The following is an 18,677-nucleotide window of genomic DNA, read 5'->3' on the forward strand; positions in this document are numbered from 1 at the left end:
ATTAAAAACCCACACAAAACAACATTTTATTGCCATTTTCAAGAATGTACCTCGCCTTAATCAGCCCCTCAAACTCTTACACAAGTGCAAGCAACTTCCAGCATGGCAATTACTGCGCCCTCTGTTTAAGGCTACTTATCATTTGAATCAGCTCTGAAGCAGGGCGCTGCTCAGTTGCTGTTGTTTGCCTGTCCTGGCTAAGCACACGCAGGGGGATAAATACGCGCCTTGATAACAGGCTGGCCCCGCTATTGCCCGTGCTTTGCCGGGCAAAGGCTATATTGAGATTGGCCCAGTCGTTGTAATCGCTTAATACTGAAAAGCTAGCGTCCTGATTAATATCTCTTGCATAGGCATTGGCATTTTGTGTGCCATTGGTATTCCAGTCTGCATAAAACCCGCCATTATTTCCCCGGCCAATGATGGCGGATTCAAGCAGGCTGCTTTCATTTAAGCTGATGCCGCTGCCATCGGAGTAATCCATTTTATATTCTGTACCGCAGGGGCTGGCGTCTATATTGCAAATATTTCCCCAGCTAAAACCCAGCGCATTATTATTTAAGTAATAGCGCTGCACGGCGCTGTTTGTTTTAGGATCAGAGCCCAGGCCTGGTAATTGATATAGGTAATTCATAACGCTATAGTAATTAGGCTTGTAATTATTAGATTCATTACCGCCATGCTCTAAGCCAAAATTGTGGCCCAATTCATGCATAATTGTGCTGGCCTGGTAATTAAGCAATAAGTTGGTATTACTGCCTGAGCCGCTGGATAACCCCCAGCTGCCTAATGTCACCATGGAATCATTGCCATTAATTTCTGCCAGGCCAGAAGAGCCTGCCGATCCGTCTGATTCCTGAGAATTAGCCATTATCAGATAATGAAATATCGTTTTGCGCCGGATATCTAAACTTGCTGATTTATAGCTGTATAAAGAGGCGCAGCCTGTTTTGCTGTCTAAAGTTAAACATCTGGCATAGCTCACCGCATTAGATCCGCCTGCAAGCCCGCCACCCAGATTAAATAAGGCGGGGTTAAAACTGGCGGCATAGAGGCTGCCGGTATCAAAATGAATGCTGAAACCTCTGGCGGCAAAGACATCCACTACTTTTTGCAGCGCTTCTTTGCGCGGGGTAATGCCGGCATCGCTGGAAATCATATGATCAACTTGTACAAAGATATCGCGCTGATTCGCCCTTGCCCCCATCGCAAATAAATCTAAGCCGCCAAATGTGCCGCCCGCAACTTCTGCACTATCAGGGATGCCATCGTTATCGCTATCTGCCGCTGTGGCAGGCACATCGTTGCGCCCGCCGGGCGTGGCAAAAGAAACCTGCAGCCAGTCGGCGGCACTCTTACTATTAGCTTGCAACGGAAAAGGCCGTACCAAAGACTTGCCATAATCTTGCGATGTAGCGGGCATGGCGGCCACATTGGCTCCTGCCCATGCGCCACTGCTTAGTGGTGCATGGCTGCTGCTGCCAAAGCGGACAAAATCTAAAGTGGCCCCAGCAAAAGTCAGCTCTGCAGCGCCATTGGCATCCCAAAAGGGCACGGCTTCGCCATTTCTGATATACACCGCCTGGCTGTTATCACTGACGCTGTCGTCAATTTTAGCGATCACCACTAAATACCCGCCTGCTGCCAGCGTAACGGCAGGCAGGCTAAAGCTGACCGGCGCACTGGAAACGGTAAATGGCGATGAGCGCAGGCCAGATCGGGTACGCAAGCTGACGCCGCTAAGGGAAACGGCACTGCTGCCCGGATTATGGATCTCCACCCACGCCCCGGGATTGGTCGAATCATTACTGGATACTTCGCTGATGATCAGGCCCGCATTTGCAGCCGTAACCGGCACAGAGGTTGGAACAGGGCTGGGCGAAGGGCTGGGAGCCGGGGCCAGTGAGGGCGTTAATGTAGGGCTGGGGCTGGAGCTGGGTAAAAAAGTGGGTACCGCCGTGGGCAGGGGCGCAGCAGTTGGAATAGCGGTGGGTGTAACACTGGGAATAACAGTAGGCTGCGCGGTAGGGATCGCTGTTGGGATGGGTGTGGCGGTTACAACTTGCGAAACAGGCGTTGGCACCACACTCTCTGAAGAGCCGCCGCCTCCCCCTCCGCAGGCCGTTAAACTGATTAAGACCAACAGCAATAAATACCACAAAGTTGGTTTCATTCAGCCAGCCCCTTATTCACACCCAAACACGCTCTGGCACATAGCTGCGCCCCCTCTTTACCATAGCAAACAGACGATGGCCTGGCAGGGAATCATTGGCGAGATAGCGTGGTTGTTAGGCTTTTTCGCTGCTTGCTAATGAAAAAACAATTTGGTTAGCGCATCTGGGGTTGCACCCGCCTGCGATCATTCAGTACTGCTAAGCCGCATCACACACTTAAGCGCTATTCGCTCACATGCTCAATATGCAGCTGCACCACGCGGTTGCCTCGGAACTCGTTTACGCCGATGCGGTACACGGCGAGGATTTTGGCTGGCAGCGGGTCGGCATGGCCAAAGCGCATGGCATCCAGCACTAGGCCATGTGGATTGGCGAGTTTGAGCTTTAAATGCCGCTCGCCCACCAGGCGCTGCTCAACCACAGTGAATTCACCCTGAAACATCGGCGCGGGGAAGCCCTGGCCCCAGACTTGTTTATCCAGTGTTTCGGCTACGTCCAGCGCAAAAGATTCGGTGGCCAGCTCGCCATCAGTTTCAATTTTTCGCTCCAGCGTGTCGGCATCCATCAGCTCGTGACACACCGCCTCGAACGCGGTTTTAAAGCGTGCAAAGTCGGCCTGGCGCAGGCTTAAACCCGCCGCCATCGCGTGGCCGCCAAATTTTAAAATCAAATCAGGGTGGCGTTTGGATACCAAATCCAGCGCATCGCGCAGATGCAGGCCGGGGATGGAGCGGCCCGAGCCTTTGATTTCATCATCGTTGCCATCGGCAAACACGATGGTTGGGCGATGAAATCTATCTTTCATTCTGGAGGCAATAATCCCCACCACGCCCTGATGCCAATCGCCCTGATAAAGGCTGATGCTGTAAGCGTCTTCCACCGCAATGCCTGCCAAAATCGCCTCGGCCTCGGCGCGCATGCCCACTTCAATCTCGCGCCGCTCGCGGTTCATGCCATCCAGCTCTTTGGCGAGCGGTGTGGCGGCGGCTTCTGAATCCGCCAAGAGGCAAGCGATGCCCAGGCTCATATCGTCCAAACGCCCTGCCGCATTCAACCTTGGCCCCAGGGTAAAGCCCAGATCAAAGCAAGATGCTTTGTAAGGCAAGCGCCCCGCCGCCGTAAACAAAGCCATGACACCGGCACTGGCCCGCCCTGCCCGCATACGCTTTAAGCCCTGCTCCACCAGAATGCGGTTATTGCCATCCAGCCTCACCACATCGGCCACCGTTCCCAGCGCCACTAAATCCAGCAGCGTCGCCAGATTTGGCTCTTTGATACCCGCAAAAGCCTGCCGCTCGCGCAGCTCGGCACGCAGCGCCATCAGCACATAAAACATCACGCCTACACCAGCCAGATTCTTACTGGCAAAGGTGCAGCCTGGCTGGTTAGGATTCACAATCAGCGTGGCGGGCAACTCGTCGCCTGGCAGGTGGTGATCGGTAATCAGCACATCAATGCCCCGCGCCTGCGCTGCGGCCACACCGGCCACACTGGCGATGCCGTTATCCACCGTTAAAATTAAATCCGGTGACTTTTGCGCTGCCAGATCAACGATTTCTGGCGTGAGGCCATAGCCATATTCGAAGCGGTTTGGCACCACAAAATCGACCACCGCGCCCAGCATCGCCAAGCCCCGCATCCCCACCGCGCAAGCCGTAGCGCCATCGGCATCGTAATCAGCCACGATCAGAATCCGCTCTTTGGCCGCAATCGCATCCGCAAGGCGCTTGCCCGCTTCAATAATATTTTTTAAGCCATGGAAGGGCAGCAGGTGCGCCAATTCGTGCTCCAGCTCGGTTCGCGTAGCAATACCGCGAGCCGCATACAAGCGCGCCTCGAGCGGGGATAAGCCTTGCTCGCAAAGCAGAGATTCGGCAGCGGATGGGACAATACGGGGGGAAATGATGGTCATGGCTGACTCAAAGTGACGGGTATAAAAACTTCTAAAACGAGCTTCTGCGGGCACAGAAAACACAGAGTTTAAAGGCAGAACAGGGAGAAAAACCAAGGGAATACAACGACTCTCCTAAAGCTAAACGACTGCGTCATTCCCGAATGCTGTTGAAGGGAATGACGGCTTTAACGTTTTTGAGCGTCTGGCTAAGGAGTGAAAAGGGATCAATATTAAACCCTTATGTTTTTCTCTGTGTACTCTGTGTTCTTCATGGGCTTTGCATCTGCAGACTTTTTTAGCCCTAAGCAAACGCCCAAGGTAATTTTGGCTTTTGCCAGATCTTCCAGCGTAAGGATCGGTCTGTTTGCAAGGCAAGGCCCAGCTCGGGGAAGGTGATCGCCAGTGATTTACGCTTGCCCGATTTTAAGTCTGCGAGCAGCGGCGCAAACCAGTCTTTTTCTAATGCAAGCCAGCCTTCCCGCCAATCGTGGGCATTGCCATAACAGGCCCCAAGGCGCAGGTGATCGAGCATCACCAAGGCATCACCGCTTGGTAGTGCGGCAGCGTTAGCAGGCAGGGGCTGCACATCTGAGCCACCAATATGCATCAGGCCACGCAGCAGCAAATCATCCGCATAAACCGGTACGCTAGGCACGACAGGTGTATCCGCAACAGGGTAGTCAGAGCCCCCCCACAGCCAGAGGCTATTGATGGTTTGTGCGTCGCTGCGTTTATCGTTCACGGCATGGGTGTAGAGGTACATCTGAATTTCATTCAGCAGACGGTGCCACTTCAGCGCGTCCTTACCCTTGGGCAAGAGCGTATTGATATCGCGGCCAATGGCGGCATCAAGCGATGTCCATGTCAGCTGCGGATCGCTTGGTAAGCGCAGATACCAGCGCGTTGGCGTGGCAGCCACAAACAGCATGCCATCGTCCTTAAATACGCTATTCAAGCCCGCCACCAGCGCATCGGCCTCGGCCTGAGCAATTTGAAAATGGTGTGCATCAAACAGCAGCAGCCCATCCCGCTCAATTTTTAGATGTACCGGATCGGCTCTGAGCCAAAAGCCCGCCTCAGCGGCTGGCTGATCCAAGCCCAGCGTTAAAGCCGCCGCAGGCAAATGCTCCATACCAAACCGCCCTGCCAGCCATGCCTCTGCTGTTTGCTTGTGCGCAGGCAGGCGTTCACCCCGGCCGCACAGCAGCGCCGCTGCGGGCAAATCCAGGCCGGTGGTAATAAAGCGGCACTGATCCGAATCGGGCCAGTCGGCGTAAGAAATAACAAAATGAAGTGACATAAGGGGATTTTACGACAAGATGTGAGCAGGAGGCACAGAGGGCTGTGAGCAGCCACCCTAAAAATAAAAACGCCAGATTGAATAATCAGACCTGAATGCTCGTTGCAAAAACATACTCAAGCACTTCATCACCATATTTATCACACTGACCTGTGGAGCGCCAGCCCAAATGCCTGTAAAAGCCAAAGGACCTCACTTCAGGATCAGCAGCGCAGCCAAGAAAAAGCCGGGCGTGCCCCAGTGCTTTCAAATCTGACATCACGCTTTGCAACAGCGCTTTACCCATTCCCTGGTTTTCATAATCTGGCAGCAGTGCTAAGACCACAATTTCGCCCGTACTTACAGAGCCAAAGCAATAGCCAGCCATTTGCCCTTCAACAAGACAAATGCGACCCAGCAATTCGCCGGATTCGACTTGAGCAGCCCATGACGCTTCGGTAATGCCAAGCTCAGCCAAGCGGGTTTTAGAAATCGCGTTTTCCCGCGTCTTGCCTCTGATGACAATGCACTCTGCGATATCAGAGGGCACTGCCGGGCGGGTATTCAAAAGCATATTTTTCAATCTTAATCTTCTTCCAGCTGAAAGCGGCGGCGGTTAAGTTCTTCTTCTTTCACACTGTCGATTTCACGCATCAGGCCACGTACATCGGCTTTTTTCTCGCTGCGGCGGGCGCGGCCAGTCAGCACAACATCAGGATGCAGCTCGCCTTTCTCGTAGTGGCTCCAGATCTCAAATGCGTAATCCGTATTCAGTAACTCTGGCGCAAACTGGCCAAAGTAAGTGGCCAGATTACCCACATCGCGCTCCAGCATGCTAAAGGCGCTGTTATTGCCTGCCGCATCCACAGCCTGCGGCAAATCAATAATCACCGGGCCATCTGCATCAACCAGAATATTGTATTCAGATAAATCGCCATGAATCACACCAGCGCAAAGCATTAATACCACTTGCTTAATCAGCATGGCGTGATAAGCCAAAGCCACTGAATGGCTCAGCACAACATCATTTAATCGTGGGGCAGCATGGCCTGCGGCATCGGTCACCAGCTCCATCAGGAGCACACCTTCAAAGCAGTTATATGGAGTGGGCACGCGCACGCCTGCTGCGGCTAAGCGGTGCAGAGCATCCACTTCGGCGGTTTGCCAGACTTCCTCGGCCATTTTGCGGCCATAACGGCTGCCTTTTTCCATAGCACGGGCATCACGTGAGCCCCGAACCTTACGGCCTTCTTGGTAAGCCGCATTTTGTTTAAAGCTACGCTGATTCGCTTCTTTGTAAACCTTGGCGCAGCGAACATCGTCGCCACAGCGCACTACGTAAACCACGGCTTCTTTGCCACTCATCAGCTGGCGGAGTACTTCATCAACAAGTCCATTCTGAACAAGTGGTTCTAATCTTTTCGGGGTTTTCATTTTCCAAAGTCCGGTATAAGCAAACAGCAGTGTGCCTTATGCCATAAATTCGCTTTTAGCGCAAAGATCGGGGCCAAAAAGGTTTTTTAACATGTTAATATCCAACACTAAGCTGACACTAAACATGCAACTAAAAAAAGATTACGCCATGATTAAGTATCTTGCAATCGGCCATATTCTCATCGTGGGCAAAATCACTCAGATATAATGCGCACATTCCATAAAGCTATGAGAACACCATGTATCTGGGCCATTTGCACCAAGCTGGCTTGCCCCTGCCCGCCGCCATAGAAACCGCACTCCAATATCTGCGCAACACAGATTTCTCCTGCATGGAAACCGGCCGCTATCCTATTGATGGTGAACGGATGTTTGCTTTGGTACAAACACCACTTACGCAGCCATGGGATGGCGGCAAGCCCGAGTTTCATGCCCGCTATATTGATATTCAGTATTTATATGAAGGCGAAGAGCTGATCGGCTACGCCCCGGCCAATGAGGCGCTGGCTAAAACCCAAGATCAGCTTTTAGAAAGAGATATTGCCTTTGTGGCGCCCATAGAAGGCGAATCCCGGCTTTATCTCACCCCCGGCATGTTTGCCATTTTCTACCCAGGCGAGCTACACAAACCCTGCCGCGCCAGCCATCAGCCTGTGGCCATTAAAAAAGTGGTGATCAAGATCGCTAAAGAGCTGATCACTGTGGTTTAAAAGCACAGGCAGCCTCCACGGGGCAGAGCAGTGTTCAAATATGCTCTGCTTTTTACTCACCGCCCGCCCTGCACTTACAAACTGCAGACAGAACCATTTAATTGCATACAAAAACAATAGCTTACAAAACCGCACTTTTACTAAAAATGACATAGCTAACGGTATTTTTAATGAATTAATGCCAAACAATCAGCACTCATGAGTGATATCAGCCACAGCAGACCAAGACACTGTACTTCAGTACAGTATTAGAGCTTACTAAAGCTCTATAAGCTGGCTCAATTCCCTCATTTCCTGGTTAATACCTCATGGCCGAACAGACTAATACCACTAAAGCGCACGCTACAATCGTTCATATTGACGGTAAAGCTTACCTTCGTGACGAAAGTGGAAAAACTGTCCCACTCCAGCCCGGCCAGAAAATTGATGAACAACAGGTTTTAGTTACCGCCAATGATGGCCATGTTCAGCTGCAGCTGCCTAATGGCGAGCTCGTTGATATCGGCCCGGCCCGCACAGTACAAATCGATGCGCAGATACTGAATACCGCTCCGGCAGATTCCGCCACCGCAGCCATCAGTGATTTAGCCGAATCCACCGCAAAAATTGCCGCTGCAATTGCAAACGGTCAAGACTTGAGCACTGAATTAGAGGCCACCGCAACAGGTTTAAATGGCACAGGCGCAAGTGAAGGCCACTCTTTCGTGCAGCTGTTACGGATTGCTGAAGGAGTTGAACCACTGGCCTTTAATTTTGGCAACAACAACTTTGCAGCAACAGACTTACCCGTAAATCCAAACACGGTGCAGCTAGGCATTCAAGCCGTAAATGATGCGGTTACTCTTGAAGAAGACGGCGAAAGCCGCATCAATGTGCTGGGCAATGACATTGGCAACAACTTAAAAGTAAATACCGCCGTTGCTAATAATGGTACGGTCAGTATTAATCCGGACGGTACTTTAAGCTACAAACCCAATGCCAATTTCAACGGCAATGACCAGATTACTTACACGATTACCGATGCAAATGGCACAAGCAGCACGGCCACCGTTGCAGTTACCGTTACCCCGGTTAATGATTTACCTCAGCCTACAGACAGCAATGGCAATCCGCTGACTGTACCGGTTCAAATCAGCACCAAAGAAGACACCCCGATTGCAGGCAAAGTAACAGCTACCGATCCCGATGGCGACACCCTGACCTTTACCCCAAAAGATCAGCCCACCCATGGCACAGTCACCGTCAACCCTGACGGCAGCTATATCTACACCCCTGCGCCTGATTACAACGGTAAAGACAGCTTTACTGTTACCGTAAACGACGGCAAAGGTGGCACGGCCATTATCACTGTGAATGTCACAGTTGACCCGGTAAACGATGCGCCTGTTGGCACCAATCAGACCATCACCACACCTGAAGACACCCCCATCACCGGCAAGCTGGTGGCTACAGATAAAGACGGCGACCCGCTCACCTTTACCGCAAAAGATCAGCCCGCTCACGGCACAGTTACCGTAAAACCAGACGGCAGCTACGAATACACCCCTGCACCGGATTACAACGGTAAAGACAGCTTTACGGTTACCGTAAACGACGGCAAAGGCGGCACTGCCGTCATCACTGTAAATGTCACAGTTGATCCAGTAAACGATGCGCCTGTTGGCACAAATCAAACCATCACCACACCAGAAGACACGCCAATCACTGGCAAGCTTGTTGCTACAGATAAAGACGGAGACCCGCTCACCTTTACCGCAAAAGATCAGCCAGTACACGGCACAGTTACCGTAAAACCAGACGGCAGCTACGAATACACCCCTGCGCCTGATTACAACGGTAAAGACAGCTTTACGGTTACCGTAAACGACGGCAAGGGCGGCACTGCCGTCATCACTGTAAATGTCACAGTTGACCCGGTAAACGACGCGCCCGTTGGCACCAATCAGGCCATCACCACACCTGAAGACACACCAATCACTGGCAAGCTTGTTGCTACAGATAAAGACGGCGACCCGCTCACCTTTACCGCAAAAGATCAGCCCGCTCACGGCACGGTCACCGTAAAACCAGACGGCAGCTACGAATACACCCCCGCGCCCGATTACAACGGTAAAGACAGCTTTACCGTTACCGTTAGCGACGGCAAGGGCGGCACTGCCGTCATCACTGTGAATGTCACAGTTGATCCAGTAAACGACGCGCCTATTGGAACCAATCAGGCGATTACAACGCCAGAAGACACACCAATCACTGGCAAGCTTGTTGCTACAGATAAAGACGGCGACCCGCTCACCTTTACCGCAAAAGATCAGCCCGCTCACGGCACGGTCACCGTAAAACCAGACGGCAGCTACGAATACACCCCCGCGCCTGATTACAACGGTAAAGACAGCTTTACCGTTACCGTTAGCGACGGCAAGGGCGGCACAGCCATTATCACAGTCGATGTGGGTATCACCCCGACTGACGACCCTGCAAATATCAGCGGCAATGACCAAGGCACCGTGCAGGAAGACGGTGTACTTATTGCCAACGGCAAGCTGACGGTTGCTGATAAAGATGCCGGTCAGTCAGAAATGAAGCCACAAACGGTGACCAACGAATACGGCACCTTCAGCATTGCAAAAGATGGCACATGGTCGTTCACACTGGATAACGCCGCCAATGAAGTGCAGAGCCTGAGCGACAAAGACAGCCTGAATAAAACATACGTTGTAGAGTCGCTTGACGGCACCAAGCACGATGTCGTCATCACCATCAATGGTAAAGATGATGCAGCGGAAATCACCCCTAGCAAACCGGGTGATGACGCTGGCCAGGTCAAAGAAGATACCGTTCTGACTACCAGCGGCACGCTGCTGGTTAACGATAAAGATGCTGGTCAATCCAGCTTCCAGGCTCAGACTGACACCAACGGTACTTACGGTAAGTTCAGCATTGGCACGGATGGTAAGTGGACTTATGTGCTGAACAACGCTGCGGCCAATGTTCAGGCTCTGGCTGAAGGCGAAACCAAGACTGAAACCTTCACTGTTAAGTCTGCTGATGGCACGACTTCCAGTGTTGTAGTGGCTGTTGTCGGCACGAATGATGCTGCAGTGATCACACCGAATAAGCCAGGTGATGATGCTGGTTCCGTCAAAGAAGATACAACGCTGACTACCAGCGGCACCTTACTGGTTAACGACAAGGACGCAGGCCAATCCAGCTTCCAGGCGCAGACTGACACCGATGGCGCTTACGGTAAGTTCAGCATTGGCACAGATGGGAAGTGGACTTATGTTCTGAACAATGCTGCAGCCAATGTTCAGGCCTTGGCAGAAGGCGAAACCAAGACCGAAACCTTCGCCGTTAAATCGGCTGATGGCACAACTTCAAGTGTTGTTGTGACTGTTGTCGGTACGAATGATGCTGCAGTGATCACACCGAACAAGCCAGGCGACGATGCGGGCCAGGTTAAAGAAGACGCCGTTCTGAGCACTGGCGGCACCCTGCTGGTTAACGATAAAGATGCTGGCCAATCCAGCTTCCAGGCGCAGACCGACACCGATGGCACTTACGGTAAATTCAGCATTGGCACGGATGGTAAGTGGACTTATGTTCTGAACAACGCTGCAGCTAATGTTCAGGCTCTGGCTGAAGGCGAAACCAAGACTGAAACCTTTACCGTTAAATCTGCGGATGGCACGACTTCCAGTGTTGTGGTGACTGTTGTCGGAACCAACGATGCCGCCACCATCACCCCAAGCAAACCGGGCGATGACGCTGGCCAGGTGAAAGAAGATACAACGCTGACGACCGGCGGCACATTGCTGGTGAATGACAAAGATGCTGGTCAATCCAGCTTCCAGGCACAAACTGACACCGACGGTACTTACGGTAAGTTCAGCATTGGTACCGATGGCAAGTGGACTTATGTTCTGAACAATGCTGCAGCCAACGTTCAGGCCTTGGCTGAAGGCGAAACCAAGACTGAAACCTTCACCGTTAAATCTGCTGATGGCACCACTTCCAGTGTTGTGGTGACTGTGGTCGGCACGAATGATGCAGCCGTGATCACCCCGAATAAGCCAGGCGATGACGCAGGCCAGGTCAAAGAAGATACAACGCTGACTACCGGCGGCACGCTGCTTGTTAATGACAAAGACGCTGGCCAATCCAGCTTCCAGGCACAGACCAACACCGACGGCACTTACGGTAAGTTCAGCATTGGTACGGATGGCAAGTGGACTTACACGCTGAACAATAACGATCCAGTTGTTCAGGCATTGAAAGACGGCGATGTGAAGACCGAAACCTTCACGGTTAAATCCGCCGATGGCACAACAAGCACCATCACCGTCACCGTCAACGGAACCAACGAATCCGCCACCGTCGGCCACGGCGCGGTGCAGGAAGACACTGTTCAAAGCAGCACCGGCACACTCACCGCTACCGGCGGCGCGACCTTTGTGCCGCAAACTGATGCAGCAGGCACTTACGGTAAGTTGACGCTGGGCAGCGATGGCAAGTGGACTTACACGCTGAACAACGATGCGGATAATGTGCAAGCCCTTAAAACTGGCGAAACAAAAACCGAATCCTTCAACGTTGTACTGAGCGACGGCACCAAAACCACCATCACCATCGATGTGCAAGGTCTGGATGACAAGGCCGTGATCACCCCAAGCAAACCGGGTGATGACGCAGGCCAAGTTAAAGAAGACTCCGTTCTGACTACCAGCGGCACGCTGCTGGTTAACGATAAAGATGCTGGCCAATCCAGCTTCCAAGCGCAGACCAATACCGACGGCACTTACGGTAAGTTCAGCATTGGTACGGATGGAAAGTGGACTTACACGCTGAACAATAATGATCCTGTTGTGCAGGCATTGAAAGACGGCGATGTGAAGACTGGAACCTTCACGGTTAAATCCGCCGACGGCACAACAAGCACGATCACCGTCACCGTAAACGGCACAAATGAATCCGCCACCGTCGGCCACGGCGCGGTACAAGAAGATACCGTTCAAAGCAGCAGCGGCACGCTCACCGCCACCGGCGGCGCGACCTTTGTGCCGCAAACCGATGCCGCAGGCACTTACGGTAAGTTAACGCTGGGCAGCGATGGCAAGTGGACTTATACGCTGAACAACGATGCGGATAATGTGCAAGCCCTTAAATCCGGCGAAACCAAAACCGAATCCTTCGATGTTGTACTGAGCGACGGCACAAAAACCACCATCACCATCGACGTGCAAGGTCTGGATGACAAGGCCGTGATCACCCCAAGCAAACCGGGTGACGATGCTGGCCAGGTCAAGGAAGACTCCGTTCTGACTACCAGCGGCACGCTGCTGGTTAACGATAAAGATGCTGGTCAATCCAGCTTCCAGGCACAGACCAATACCGATGGTACTTACGGTAAGTTCAGCATTGGTACCAATGGCAAGTGGACTTATGTTCTGAACAATGCTGCAGCCAATGTTCAGGCCTTGGCTGAAGGCGAAACTAAGACTGAAACCTTTACCGTTAAGTCTGCTGATGGCACGACTTCGAGCGTGGTGGTGACGGTTGTCGGCACGAATGATGCTGCAGTGATCACACCTAATAAGCCAGGCGACGATGCGGGCCAGGTTAAAGAAGACGCCGTTCTGAGCACTGGCGGCACCCTGCTGGTTAACGACAAAGACGCTGGCCAATCCAGCTTCCAGGCACAGACCAATACCGATGGTACTTACGGTAAGTTCAGCATTGGTACCGATGGCAAGTGGACTTATGTTCTGAACAATGCTGCAGCCAATGTTCAGGCCTTGGCTGAAGGCGAAACTAAGACTGAAACCTTTACCGTTAAGTCTGCTGATGGCACGACTTCCAGTGTTGTGGTGACTGTGGTCGGCACGAATGATGCTGCAGTGATCACACCTAATAAGCCAGGCGACGATGCGGGCCAGGTTAAAGAAGACGCCGTTCTGACTACCAGCGGCACCCTGCTGGTGAATGACAAAGACGCTGGTCAATCCAGCTTCCAGGCACAGACTGACACCAACGGGACTTACGGCAAGTTCAGCATTGGCACGGATGGTAAGTGGACTTATGTTCTGAACAACGCTGCAGCCAATGTTCAGGCTCTGGCAGAGGGCGAAACCAAGACTGAAACCTTTACCGTTAAATCGGCTGATGGCACGACTTCCAGTGTTGTGGTGACTGTTGTCGGCACGAACGATGCAGCCGTGATCACACCTAATAAGCCAGGCGACGATGCTGGCCAGGTTAAAGAAGACACCGTTCTGACTACCAGCGGCACCCTGCTCGTTAACGACAAAGACGCTGGCCAATCCAGCTTCCAGGCGCAGACTGACACCAACGGGACTTACGGCAAGTTCAGCATTGGCACGAATGGTAAGTGGACTTATGTTCTGAACAACGCAGCAGCTAATGTTCAGGCTCTGGCAGAGGGCGAAACCAAGACTGAAACATTCACTGTTAAGTCTGCGGATGGCACCACTTCAAGCGTTGTTGTAACGATTGTAGGTACCAACGATGCCGCAATCATCACCCCAAGCAAACCGGGTGACGACGCAGGCCAGGTCAAAGAAGATACAACGCTGACTACCAGCGGAACCTTGATGGTTAACGACAAAGACGCTAGCCAATCCAGCTTCCAGGCTCAGACCAATACCGATGGTACTTATGGTAAGTTCAGCATTGGCACGGATGGCAAGTGGACTTATGCTCTGAACAATGCAGCAGCCAATGTTCAGGCCCTGGCCGAAGGCGAAACCAAGACTGAAACCTTTACTGTTAAGTCTGCGGATGGCACGACTTCCAGTGTTGTGGTGACTGTTGTCGGAACCAACGATGCGGCAGTGATCACACCTAATAAGCCAGGCGATGACGCAGGCCAGGTTAAAGAAGACACCATCCTAACCACCAGCGGCACCCTGCTGGTTAGCGATAAAGATGCAGGTCAATCCAGCTTCCAGGCTCAGAGCAACACCGATGGCACTTACGGTAAGTTCAGCATTGGCACCGATGGTAAGTGGACTTACACGCTGAACAATAACGACCCAGTTGTGCAGGCATTGAAAGACGGCGATGTGAAGACTGAAACCTTCACGGTTAAATCCGCCGACGGCACAACAAGCACCATCACCGTGACGGTCAACGGAACCAACGAATCCGCCACCGTCGGCCACGGCGCGGTGCAGGAAGATACCGTTCAAAGCAGCACCGGCACACTCTCCGCTACCGGCGGCGCGACCTTTGTGCCGCAAACAAATGCAGCAGGCACTTACGGTAAGTTGACGCTGGGCAGCGATGGCAAGTGGACTTACACGCTGAACAACGATGCGGATAATGTTCAAGCTCTTAAAACCGGCGAAACAAAAACCGAATCCTTCAACGTTGTACTGAGCGACGGCACAAAAACCACCATCACCATCGACGTGCAAGGTCTGGATGACAAGGCTGTGATCGGCCAAGGCCAAGGCGACATCGGAGCCGGTACCGTTAAAGAAGACACGCCAGCGCAAACTACCGCAAGCGGTCACCTGACGATCACCGATAAAGACGCCGGCCAAGCCAGCTTCACACCGCAAACTGTGAAAAACGCTTATGGCACCTTCACGCTGCAAGCCAATGGCGACTGGAAGTTTGATATCGACAACAGCAGCGCCACAGTTCAGGCACTGAAAGAAGGCCAGCAGATCAAGTTTGATCTGCCCGTAACGAGCCTGGATGGTACGGCTGGCAAGGTCAGCATCACCGTGATCGGCACTAACGATGAGGCGGTGATTGGCCAACAAGGTGACATCGGCGCAGGTACCGTTAAAGAAGACACGCCAGCGCAAACCACTGCAATCGGTCATTTAACGATCACCGATAAAGACGCCGGTGAAGCCAGCTTCACGCCACAAACCGTTAAAAACGCTTACGGCACCTTCACCCTGCAAGCGAATGGCGACTGGAAGTTTGATATCGACAACAGCAGCGCCACAGTTCAGGCATTGAAAGAAGGCCAGCAGATCAAGTTTGATCTGCCCGTAACGAGCCTGGATGGTACGGCTGGCAAGGTCAGCATCACCGTAATCGGCACGAATGACGCTGCCATCATCGGTCAAGGCCAAGGCGACATCGGCGCAGGCACTGTCAAAGAAGACACGCCAGCGCAAGCCACCGCAAACGGCCACCTGACTGTTACAGATAAAGATGCCGGTGAAGCCAGCTTCACGCCGCAAACTGTGAAGAACGCTTACGGCACCTTCATGCTGCAAGCCAATGGCGACTGGAAGTTTGATATCGACAACAGCAGCGCCACAGTTCAGGCACTGAAAGAAGGCGAGCAGGCTAAGTTTGATCTGCCAGTGACAAGCCTGGATGGTACGGCAGGCAAGGTCAGCATTACCGTGATCGGCACAAACGATGCACCAGCCAGCACAGGTGGCACGGTCTCCGGCACAGAAGATACGGCTTACACCTTTAAATGGAACGACTTTAATGCCGCCGACAGCGATACTGCCGCAAGCGGCCTGTCGATCAAATTAAGCTCGCTTCCTGCCGATGGGGTGTTGCAATTTAATGGCGTGGCCATTACTAACCCAGCTCAATTCACCTTCAGCAAGGCCGATATTGATGCGGGCAAGCTGACCTTTATGCCTGATGCGAATGAATCAGGGAACAATAGCTTTACCACGGCCGGCACTGGCGATCAAAAATCTGACTATGCCAAATTCGATTATCAGGAGAATGATGGCAGCGCCAGCAGCGATAAAGTCAGTATGGTGGTTGATATCAAACCGGTGGCCGATGCGCCTGTGATCAGCATTGGGGGGATTAGCCTGGTGAACGGCTCCACAACCACGGTCACGCCACCAAAAGGCAATGGTTTAACCCAGCAGTACTATGCGCCAGATGCCAATGACAATCTGAACACCACCACGGCCAGAACGCCAACACGTATCGAGGCAGAGTTGGAAGGCAAAGTGCCAACCAGCACTACGATCGTGACCTCACCGGATGTTTATGTGCCTAATGGCTCTGATGCGCCAAGTGGCATCGCCACTGATTCTGCTTACAGAGTCAGTGGCTTGGTTTACCTTGAAGAAGGCAAAACCTACACTTTCAGTGGCTATGTTGACGATACTTCCCTGCTGAAAATTGGCGGCGTAGAGCTGATGAACCGACCTTATAATGGCTATGGCACATTTACTGCCACGCCATTTGTACCAGGTAAATCGGGCTACTACACCGTTGAAATGATCGTCTACAACGCATCCAACGTAGGCGCGATGGATCTGAATGTCAGCGTCAATGGCGGAAAAGCCGTCGACTTTAACACCAGCAACTTCCAGCTCTACAGCAACCTGGCTCAGCTTGAAAACAGCGGCGGCCTGCACAGCAATCTGGTGGCGACCGGTGATGGCGGCTACTACCCGCAGGGTATCAGCGGGCAGGAAGACAGCTTTATCAAGCTGTTTGGCTTAGCAGCAAAACTCAGCGACACCGATGGCTCTGAAAGCCTGCAAAGCCTTTCACTGACTGAGCTGAAAGCTGGCAGCACCATTTTTGATGGTGTGCAAACCTATAACGTGCCTGCCGATGGTTCGGCGCTCAACCTGAAAGGCTGGGATTTAAACAATCTGCAAATCAGACCGCCGCTTAATTTCTTTGGTGAATACAAAGTCGGCCTGCAAGCAGTAAGCGTAGAAAAAAGCACAGGTGAAACCGCCACCAATAATGCCTTTGTCGCGATTCAAGTTGCCAATACCAACGATGCACCAAGCACCAGCGACGACAGCGCAACCATCCGCGAAGACAGCACACCAAATCCGATTACCGGCAATGTGCTCAGCAACGATACCGATGTGGATGGCGATAAGCTGGTGGTTCAGGCCATTAACAACAATGCTGCCAGTGTGGGTAAGGCGATCAGCGGTCAGTTTGGCCAGCTCACAATCAACCAAGATGGCAGCTATAGCTACACGCTGGATAACAGCAACCCGCGTGTGAATGCACTTAACGACAGAGACACCTTAAGCGAGAAATTCACCTACACCGCATCCGATGGCAAAGGCGGCACATCCACCGCCACGCTCACGATCAATATCCAGGGCCATAGCGATCCGGTCGTGATTATGGGCTCCAGCTTTAATGATCAGATTGGCGATATGTATGGCGAATCCAATAATCTGTGGACGGGTGAGAAAACCGAAGGCACGGTGATTGATCTGCAACTGGGCGGTGGCGCGGTTGCCGGCGCACCAAACCCAAACCCTGGCCAGCGCTTCCAGTACACCCAATCGGTGGATCAGGTCATCGATGCAGGTGGCGGCAACGACTATGTTGAATCAGGCCGTGGCGATGATGTGATTTATGCCGGGGACAGCGATTCTGCTGGTTACAAATTTGCAGATATTTTGGGCCATAAGCTGATGACGCTGGATTTAGGCTCTTTAGTAGACTCCAGCACCCAGCTGTTCAGTGCCGCAGTTGGCGTAAGCAATCCTAAGGCAGACGTAGTTAACGGTGGCAGCGGGCACGATGCCATCTTTGGTCAGTCGGGTGTGGATCTGCTGTATGGCCATACCGGCAACGATTACCTTGATGGCGGCAGCGATAACGACGCCTTGCGTGGCGGGCTTGGCCATGATGTATTACGCGGCGGCTCGGGTAACGACGTACTCAGAGGTGATGCAGGTGACGATGTCTTCCTCTGGATGCCGGGCGATCAGGCTGTTGCACGCGGCGCTACAGCTGCAGGCACAGGCAACGAATTTGGCATTGGTGCCAATGTAAACGTGGTGAGAACCGCCACCGATGTGGTGATGGATTTCAATCAGAACACCACATCAGGCAATAACGATAAGCTCGACATGCGTGATCTGCTGATAGGTGAAACGCATGGCAGCAACGATATTGGCAATCTGCTTAATTATCTGCACGTAGAAAAATCAGGCAGCAGCACGGTGATTCACGTCAGCACGGCAGGTGAGTTTGGCGGTGGCTATAACGCAGCCAAAGAAGACCAAACCATTATTCTGCAAGGAGTTGATCTGACTGGCGCAACTGATGCTGACATTCTGAAAAATCTGCTGCAAAACAATAAGCTGATCGTTGATTAAGCTTTAAAAACGGCAAAGCAAACGGCTCCTGTGGGAGCCGTTTTTTCATGCACTGCCGCCGCAAAAATCACAGTACACATACAC

The 18,677-nt window shown here is 52.5% G+C and carries 7 protein-coding genes; 2 read left to right on the forward strand and 5 right to left on the reverse strand.

Annotated features, from left to right (window positions below; translation table 11 throughout):
* Positions 1–109 precede the first annotated feature (109 nt).
* The 5 genes from CSQ88_RS01265 to CSQ88_RS01285 form a co-directional block, all read right to left on the reverse strand.
* Positions 110–2,173 (reverse strand): lamin tail domain-containing protein, encoded by a 2,064-nt coding sequence (locus tag CSQ88_RS01265; RefSeq protein WP_099396310.1) that lies wholly within the window; start codon positions 2,171–2,173, stop codon positions 110–112.
* A 224-nt stretch (positions 2,174–2,397) separates the two neighbouring features.
* Positions 2,398–4,086, reverse strand: a complete 1,689-nt coding sequence (gene recJ, locus CSQ88_RS01270) for a single-stranded-DNA-specific exonuclease RecJ (RefSeq protein WP_099396311.1) — start codon at positions 4,084–4,086, stop codon at positions 2,398–2,400.
* Between the two features lie 283 nt (positions 4,087–4,369).
* Entirely contained in the window at positions 4,370–5,368 is a 999-nt protein-coding gene (locus tag CSQ88_RS01275) for a hypothetical protein (protein ID WP_099396312.1), read from the reverse strand.
* 85 nt (positions 5,369–5,453) lie between these two features.
* Positions 5,454–5,921 (reverse strand): GNAT family N-acetyltransferase, encoded by a 468-nt coding sequence (locus tag CSQ88_RS01280; protein ID WP_099396342.1) that lies wholly within the window; start codon positions 5,919–5,921, stop codon positions 5,454–5,456.
* 11 nt (positions 5,922–5,932) lie between these two features.
* Positions 5,933–6,781 carry a PA4780 family RIO1-like protein kinase gene (locus CSQ88_RS01285; RefSeq protein WP_099396313.1) on the reverse strand — a complete coding sequence of 283 codons (849 nt, stop codon included), beginning with the start codon at positions 6,779–6,781 and terminating at the stop codon, positions 5,933–5,935.
* 239 nt (positions 6,782–7,020) lie between these two features.
* Here CSQ88_RS01285 and CSQ88_RS01290 point away from each other — a divergent pair, with 239 nt between their 5' ends.
* Positions 7,021–7,491 carry a YhcH/YjgK/YiaL family protein gene (locus tag CSQ88_RS01290; protein ID WP_099396314.1) on the forward strand — a complete coding sequence of 157 codons (471 nt, stop codon included), beginning with the start codon at positions 7,021–7,023 and terminating at the stop codon, positions 7,489–7,491.
* A gap of 308 nt (positions 7,492–7,799) precedes the next feature.
* On the forward strand, positions 7,800–18,593 hold the full coding sequence (locus CSQ88_RS01295; RefSeq protein WP_099396315.1) for a retention module-containing protein: 10,794 nt from the start codon (positions 7,800–7,802) through the stop codon (positions 18,591–18,593).
* Positions 18,594–18,677: the final 84 nt, after the last annotated feature.

This window comes from Iodobacter sp. BJB302 (assembly GCF_002735645.1).
GTDB lineage: Bacteria > Pseudomonadota > Gammaproteobacteria > Burkholderiales > Chitinibacteraceae > Iodobacter.